This is a genomic window from Psychrobacter sp. W2-37-MNA-CIBAN-0211 (assembly GCF_040309405.1).
GTDB lineage: Bacteria > Pseudomonadota > Gammaproteobacteria > Pseudomonadales > Moraxellaceae > Psychrobacter > Psychrobacter glaciei.
Genome location: NZ_JBEOOU010000226.1, coordinates 1 through 270, shown reverse-complemented (window position 1 = coordinate 270; position 270 = coordinate 1). Strand labels below are relative to the sequence as shown.

Here is a 270-nt window from a genome sequence, read left to right as displayed (position 1 = left end):
CTCGTGATACGACACGCCCCACTGAAATAACACACTTAAATTAATATACGTAAAAAACTGCCATACATTTTTAAAACGCCACTTAAAATCATCGCTTAAACGCAACAAGCCATAACCAAAGTCTCTGTCTTTACCAATAATATTAGTATACGTATGGTGTTCAAAGTTATGAACGCGATGCCAACTTTGCCCGTCGCACGCTATGTCCCACTCATAATGTTGTGAGTTAAGTTGCTTGTCGTTCATCCAATCGTATTGACCATGCATTAC

At 38.9% G+C, this 270-nt stretch carries 1 pseudogene; it reads right to left on the bottom strand.

Going from position 1 to position 270, the window contains the following annotated elements:
- A pseudogene (locus AAEY72_RS15015) lies at positions 1-246 on the bottom strand (acyl-CoA desaturase); the annotation flags it as partial.
- Positions 247-270 lie beyond the last annotated feature (24 nt).